Below are 6,382 nucleotides of genomic sequence, written 5' to 3'. Positions count from 1 at the left end.
TCTCGGCCGAGGCCAGACGCAGCACGTTGAACGTGCCGACCAGGTACAGGTCGATGGTCTTGGCGAATACGGCCCGATCATGCGGGCTGCCGTCCTTGTTGACGATCTTCTGCAGCGCACCATAACCACCGTGGGTGATCACCGCGTACCGCAGCGTGCCCAGTTCGGCAGCCTTGTCGAGTGCTGCCTGCACCGAATCATCATCGAGAACATCGGTTTTCACGTACGCGACACGATCGCCGAGCTCGTCGGCCAGGGCGGTGGCGGCCTCGTCGTTGAGGTCGGCGATCACCACCGACGCACCAGCGGCGTGCAGCCGGCGCACGGTGGCCGCGCCCAGGCCACCCGAACCGCCGGTGACGACGGCGACTTCACCTTCGAAAGACATTGATGCTCCTTTGTATTCAGTAGACCGCGCGGGTACACGGACATATGGATCAACGACCGGCCGGCACCCCGCCGGTTGACGTGCGAGGAGCCCTGGCGACGAGCTTCGAAATCCGGTGAGATGACAACGTCATCCCACGTGGTGTCGAGGCTCACAGGCTCGCACATCAACCGGCAGGGGTTCCCGGCCGGTCGTCATACAGCATAATAATTTTACTACTCTACGGAGCGATCCCCCCGGCGATCCGTCTCACTCACCGGTCCAGTTGGGCTTGCGCCGTTCGGCGAACGCCGCGGCACCCTCGGCGGCATCCTTGGATCCGAACACGGGGGCGATGGCCTCCATCTGCTTCTGAAAGCGCTCGGCCGCCGGCCAATCGGGCGCCGCGACGACGATCTCCTTGATCTTGGCCACGGCCAGCGGACCGCCCTCGGTGATCTTGTCCGCCAACGCGATGGCGGCGTCGAGCGCACCGCCCTCCTCGGTGAGGATGTTGATCAGGCCGTATCGTTCGGCGTCCTCGGCGGTGAACGGTTCGCCGGTGAGCGACCATTCGAGGGCCTTCTGCAGCGGCACCCGATCCGGCAGACGGATCAGGCCCCCGGCACCGGGCACCAGGCCGCGCTTGACCTCGGGCAGACCGAAGCGCGCGTTCTTGGCCGCGACAATCAGATCGCAGGCCAGCACCAGTTCGGTGCCGCCTGCCAGGGCATTGCCCTCGACTGCCGCGATGATCGGCTTGACCGGCGGCTTCTCGGTGAAGCCCATGCCGCGGCCGACGACGTACGGGAACTCCCCCTTGGCGAAGGCTTTGAGATCCATTCCGGCGCTGAAGTTTCCGCCGGCACCGGTGATCACCGCCACCGACAGCTCCGGACTGTTGTCGAGTTCGTCGACGGCATCGGCAACGCCCTGTGCGACGGCGAGGTTCATCGCGTTGCGCACCTCAGGGCGGTTGATGGTGATGATGAGCGCGCGTCCGCGGCGCTCAACGAGTACTGCGTCAGACATTCCTACTGCTTTCTGCTCTGTCCGGAAGGTTCTAGACCTCGATGACGACGGCGCCGCCCTGGCCACCGCCGGCGCACATGGCCGACACACCGATGCCGCCGCCACGACGCTTGAGGTCGTTGATGAGGGTGGTGACCTGACGGGCACCCGACGCCGAGATCGGGTGTCCCAGACTGCATCCGCTGCCCGAGACGTTCACCAGTTCTTCGTCGATGCCGTATTCGCGGCAGGCGGCGATCGGGACCGAGGCGAAGGCCTCGTTGATCTCCCACAGCGCCACGTCGGAGGCTTTGAGGCCGGCCCGGTCGAGGATCTTGCCGATCACGGCGACGGCACCGAAACCGGTATCGCGCGGCGCCACAGCCGAAGCACCCCAGGCCTTAACGGTCGCCAGGGACTCCAGACCCTCCTCAGCGGCGAGGTCGTCACCGACGATCGCGACGGCGGCGGCGGCGTCGTTGATGCCGGAGCTGTTGCCCGCGGTGATGGAGAATCCCTCGATCTCCGGGTGCAGCACCTTCAGCCCGGCGAGCGCCTCCATCGTGGTACCGCGACGCGGGAACTCGTCGACGGCGAATTCGGTGATCGAACCGTCGGCCAGTTCCACCTTGATCGGCAGGATCTCGTCGACGAACCGGCCCTCATCGATGGCGGCGATGGCGCGCTCGTGCGAGCGGACGGCCCAGGCGTCCATCTCCTCGCGGGTGATGCCGGCCTTCTGCGCGGTGTTCCAGCCGACGGTGATGGCCATGTCGATAGCCGGGGCGTCGGGGGTTTCGGGGTGGCTCGGCGGCATCCACGGCTCAATGAAGTTGAACTCACCGGCCTTGGGGATGCGCCACTTCATCAGGGGCGCGGTCGAGAGCGACTGCACGCCGCCGGCTACGATGGCCCGCTCCATACCTGAGACGATCTGCGCCGAGGCGTTGCCGATGGCGGTGAGGCTGCCGGCACAGTGCCGGTTGACGGCCTGCCCGGGCAAATGCTCGTAGCCGGCGACGACGGCGGCGTGCCGGGCGAGGTCACCTCCGCCGTAGTTGAGTTCGGCGAAGATGACATCATCGAACTTCTCCGGGTCCAGGCCCGAACGCTGCACGGCGGCCTCAAGGATCCAGGTGGCGAGCTTCTCGCTCGGGGTGTTGACGAGCGAGCCCTTGAACGAGCGGCCGATGGCGGTGCGCACGGCACTGACGATGACTGGTGACGGCATGTGTTGCTTCCTCAATGTTATGTGCGAGTGGCATCTACTGTAATGACAACAGTAGGTGACTCAGATGCGGATGGCCAGACTGGTGTCCAGATTGCGGGCCGGGTCGGTGAGATCGGTCAGCGCAGTTCCGGCTCGTCGATATGGAAGTGTTCGTCGCGCAACCGGAACGCCTCCTTGGTGCCGTGCTGGGCACGGGTTTTGACGAAGTTGAACTCGCCCGGGGAGAACTGCAGGTTGGTGGCGTAGGCGTGGAACAGATAGCTGGCCACCTCCTCGCCCTGGTACGCCTGGTTCTGCTCGACCATCCGGAAGGCCTCCTTGGCGATGGTGACGCCGTCGGCGGGCATTCTGCCCACCTTCTCGGCCCAGTACCGGGCGCGGGCGGTGACCACTTCTTTGTCGCAGGTCTCGGTGAAGATGCCGAGATGCTCGAGCGACGACGCCTCCACGATGTCACCGGTGAGCAGCAGCTTGCGGGCCTGCACCGGGCCGAGCCGGTGGAAGAACATGTGCAGGCTGCCCAGTGCCGGGCCGAGGAACCGGGTCGCGGGCATGCCGAGTTTGGTGTCGCGGGCGATCACCGAGATGTCGCACATGAGCGCCATCTCGAAGCCGCCGCCGAGCGCGAAACCGTTGATCTCGCCGACGGTGACCTTCGGGAAGCCCATGAAATTGTGGTAGAACTCGAACGTTTTGCGGTCGACGATCAGCCTGCGCCGCTGGCTGGGGCGGGCCTTGCGGTCGACCTTCGTCGGTGCCGCCTCGCCCTCCTTCTTGTCGCCGTACCAGCCGTAGGCGTTGTTCATGTTGGCGCCGGTGGAGAACACCCCGCCCTCCCCGCGCAGCAGCACCACGGTGATGTCGTCGTCGTCAACCACGTCGTCGAGGAACCGGGCGAGGTCGTCACGCATCGGTTTGTCGTAGGAGTTGCGCTGGGCTGGATTGTTCAGCGTGATCGTCGCGACACGGGTGTCGCGGTCCACGTCGAACAGCACCCGGCCGTCGCTACTGCCGGTTTCGGTCATCGGTCTTCCTCCAAAGCACGGGGTATGGAAAGTTCTGGGTGGCCTACGCTGTCGGCCACCGGGCGGCGCCGCCCGTAGGTGCGGGTGATGAGTTTGTCCGGATCCATTGCGACCGCGTCCATCTCGGCGATCACCAGCACCTCGCCGTCGAGCAGTAGTCGTCCGGTGGACAGCAGGCCGCGTTCGTGTCGGGTGCGGGTGATGTCGAAGTCGAGCTGCCGCAACAGCGGCGTCGGCCGACGGTAGCGGACATTGAGCGAGCGAGTCTTGCCGGCCAGGCCTTCCTGGCAATTGTGCTGCTGCATAACCGAATCGAAGAACACGCTCAGGAATCCGCCGTGCACCAGTCCGGGTGGGCCCTCGAAATTCAGCGGGAATATCACCGTGCCCGTCGCGCGGTCGGGTTCGGATGTGGTGAAGGCGAATTCGGGAAAGGCCGGGTTGTAGACGCCGATGTCACGGGAGTGATCGAGGTAGATCCGCCGGTCGGGCGATTGATGGTCGCCGATCCGCGGCCCCAGGTCTGCCGGCAGCAACGCCGTGAGCCTGTCGCTCACCGCGTCGATCCGCGCGACGAGGTCGTCGACGATCGAGTCGGGCTGTTCAAGCGCCAGCAGGATGCCGGTGAGCCTGCGAATCGAGGCGGCGGCCGCCACGGTCTGCGGCAGCGGCACCTCCCCGAAGCCCATCCCCGGACCGGTCCTGGCATACCCGGTGTGCTCGCCGTCCGCGACCACGACGGACTGCTGGTCAGCTGCCGCCGAACTCATATGCCACCTCCCGCGCGCATGTCATGTGCCCTCGTTTCCGCCGGGTCTGTTCCCACCGGCCACCATTAGTTGCTAACTTGGACGAGACTTAACAGTAGTGCCTACCGTAGCGCTAACAGTATCGTCTGCGCCATCGCTTGATCCAAGAGGTTGCCGGTTCCCGAGCGGGCCGGCGGAAGGGCAGGTGTTTCCCGGTGTCCGAGGAACCAGCCACCAGTGACATGGCGCCACCGAGCGATGACATCGCGATAGATCGCGACGGCGCGATCCTGCGTATCAAGTTCAACCGGCCGAAGGCCCGCAATTCACTCAATCACGACATGGTGTCGCGGGTCGTGCAATCGCTGACAGACGCCGCGTCCGACGACGGGCTGCGCGCGGTGCACATCAGCGGCGCGGGTGGGCACTTCTGCGCGGGCGCCGACCTGGTGTCGGGCAACGCCGCAAGTGGGGAACGTCCGCGCACCGGCAAGCAGGTCCGCCGGGTACCGCACGCACAGCACCGCATCATCGAGCTCGTCACCACCATCCAGCTGCCGGTGGTGGCCACCGTCCGCGGCTGGGCGGCCGGGTTGGGCTGCAATCTGGCGCTGGCCGCCGACTTCACCGTCGCCGCCGACGACGCCGTGTTCTGGGAGCCGTTCATGAGCCGCGGCTTCACCCCCGACACCGGATCCACCTGGCTTCTGCCGCGGTTGGTCGGCCTGACCCGGGCCAAGCAGATGCTGCTGCTCGGCGACAAGGTCAGCGGCGCGCAGGCCGCCGACTGGGGACTGATCCACGCATCGGCGCCCGAGTCGGAGGTGGACGGGGTCAGCGAGAAACTGCTGGCACGGGTGGCCTCCGGGCCGACCGTCGCGTTCGGGCTGGCCAAGCACTGCCTGCACACCAATCTGCACCAGGATCTGCCCACCTCGATGGACAACGAGCTCTACGCTCTCGAACTATCCACCCGCACAACAGACTTCAAAGAAGGCCTGGCAGCGTTCCGGGAACGCCGCGATCCGGATTTCACCGGGCGCTAGCCATATCCGCACTCACACCGAAAGAGCACAGATGTCCACAGAGCTGACCTTCGAGACGATCATCTACGAGGTCGAGGGCCACACCGCCGTCATCACCCTGAACCGTCCCGACGCCCTGAACGCGTTGAGCCCGTTCATGATCACCGAACTACGCACCGCCTACGACGCCGCCGAGAACGACGATCAGGTGTGGACCATCATCGTCACCGCCAACGGCCGCGCCTTCTGCACCGGCGCCGACGTCAAGGCGATCCCCGGTGACGGCAAAGTGATCAACGAACGTCCCTACCTGTCGACGTACGAGCAGTGGGAGGCACCGCAGGAGGGCACGCCCCCGTTCCGGACGATGGCCAAGCCGATCATCGCAGCCATCAACGGAATCTGTTGCGGCGCAGGTCTGGACTGGATCACCACCGGCGACATCGTCATCTGCTCGGACAAGGCGACGTTCTTCGACCCGCACGTGAGCATCGGTCTGGTCGCCGGGCGCGAGGTGGTGCGGCTGGCCAAGGTGCTGCCCCGCTCGGTCGCGCTGCGGATGGCGATCATGGGCAAGCACGAACGGATGAGCGCCGAGCGCGCCTACGAACTCGGCCTGGTCACCGAGGTGGTGCCGCACGAGGATCTGCTGACCCGCGCGAAGGAGATCGCCGAGATCGTGAACTCCAATGCGCCCCTTGCCGTTCGCGGTACGCGGCTGGCCATCCACAAGACCCTCGGGCTGCCGATGCACGAGGCGGAACTGCTCGCCGAATCGTTCCGGGAACGCGTCACCCGCACCGAGGACGCCCTCGAAGGCCCGCGCGCGTTCGTCGAGAAGCGCGCACCGAACTGGCAGGCACGATGACCACGGACTTCGAGACGATCCTGTACGAGGTCGACGCCGATGCGCACGTCGCCACCATCACGCTGAACCGGCCGGATGCGCTGAACACCTTCAACCGGTTGATGTG

General features: G+C 65.9%; 7 protein-coding genes and 1 pseudogene. 3 read left to right on the top strand and 5 right to left on the bottom strand.

Translation table 11 applies throughout. The annotated features are described in order from the left end of the window. From KDB67_RS11495 to KDB67_RS11475, 5 genes are all read right to left on the bottom strand, one after another. Positions 1-388 (bottom strand): SDR family NAD(P)-dependent oxidoreductase (locus KDB67_RS11495; protein ID WP_291015833.1); only part of this gene is annotated, 388 nt, incomplete at its 3' end. 249 nt (positions 389-637) lie between these two features. Beyond that, positions 638-1,399 carry a crotonase/enoyl-CoA hydratase family protein gene (locus KDB67_RS11490; protein WP_291015831.1) on the bottom strand — a complete coding sequence of 254 codons (762 nt, stop codon included), beginning with the start codon at positions 1,397-1,399 and terminating at the stop codon, positions 638-640. Positions 1,400-1,430: 31 nt separating this feature from the next. After that, positions 1,431-2,609 (bottom strand): thiolase family protein, encoded by a 1,179-nt coding sequence (locus KDB67_RS11485; RefSeq protein WP_291015830.1) that lies wholly within the window; start codon positions 2,607-2,609, stop codon positions 1,431-1,433. A 116-nt stretch (positions 2,610-2,725) separates the two neighbouring features. Then, on the bottom strand, positions 2,726-3,634 hold the full coding sequence (locus KDB67_RS11480; protein WP_291015829.1) for an enoyl-CoA hydratase/isomerase family protein: 909 nt from the start codon (positions 3,632-3,634) through the stop codon (positions 2,726-2,728). Then, positions 3,631-4,323 (bottom strand): hypothetical protein, encoded by a 693-nt coding sequence (locus tag KDB67_RS11475; RefSeq protein ID WP_291015837.1) that lies wholly within the window; start codon positions 4,321-4,323, stop codon positions 3,631-3,633. Before KDB67_RS11475 ends, KDB67_RS11480 begins: the two co-directional genes overlap by 4 nt. Positions 4,324-4,625: 302 nt before the next feature. Here KDB67_RS11475 and KDB67_RS11470 point away from each other — a divergent pair, with 302 nt between their 5' ends. From KDB67_RS11470 to KDB67_RS11460, 3 genes and pseudogenes are all read left to right on the top strand, one after another. Beyond that, complete coding sequence (locus KDB67_RS11470; RefSeq protein WP_291015835.1) at positions 4,626-5,429, top strand: enoyl-CoA hydratase-related protein; 804 nt, start codon at positions 4,626-4,628, stop codon at positions 5,427-5,429. A gap of 31 nt (positions 5,430-5,460) precedes the next feature. Next, entirely contained in the window at positions 5,461-6,276 is an 816-nt protein-coding gene (locus KDB67_RS11465; protein ID WP_291015828.1) for an enoyl-CoA hydratase/isomerase family protein, read from the top strand. Further along, positions 6,273-6,382: pseudogene (locus KDB67_RS11460) on the top strand (enoyl-CoA hydratase/isomerase family protein); the annotation flags it as partial. The gene KDB67_RS11465 and the pseudogene KDB67_RS11460, both read left to right, overlap by 4 nt.

The organism is Gordonia sp. (in: high G+C Gram-positive bacteria), from assembly GCF_020438995.1.
Taxonomy (GTDB): Bacteria; Actinomycetota; Actinomycetes; order Mycobacteriales; family Mycobacteriaceae; genus Gordonia.
This window is presented reverse-complemented; position numbering and strand designations above follow the sequence as displayed.

Excerpts from the sequence above, each read along its gene's own strand:
- KDB67_RS11480 (WP_291015829.1), bottom strand. The coding sequence starts at position 3,634 with ATGACCGAAACCGGCAGTAGCGACGGCCGGGTGCTGTTCGACGTGGAC.
- KDB67_RS11475 (WP_291015837.1), bottom strand. The coding sequence starts at position 4,323 with ATGGGCTTCGGGGAGGTGCCGCTGCCGCAGACCGTGGCGGCCGCCGCC.
- KDB67_RS11470 (WP_291015835.1), top strand. The coding sequence starts at position 4,626 with ATGGCGCCACCGAGCGATGACATCGCGATAGATCGCGACGGCGCGATC.
- KDB67_RS11490 (WP_291015831.1), bottom strand. The coding sequence starts at position 1,399 with ATGTCTGACGCAGTACTCGTTGAGCGCCGCGGACGCGCGCTCATCATC.
- KDB67_RS11485 (WP_291015830.1), bottom strand. The coding sequence starts at position 2,609 with ATGCCGTCACCAGTCATCGTCAGTGCCGTGCGCACCGCCATCGGCCGC.
- KDB67_RS11465 (WP_291015828.1), top strand. The coding sequence starts at position 5,461 with ATGTCCACAGAGCTGACCTTCGAGACGATCATCTACGAGGTCGAGGGC.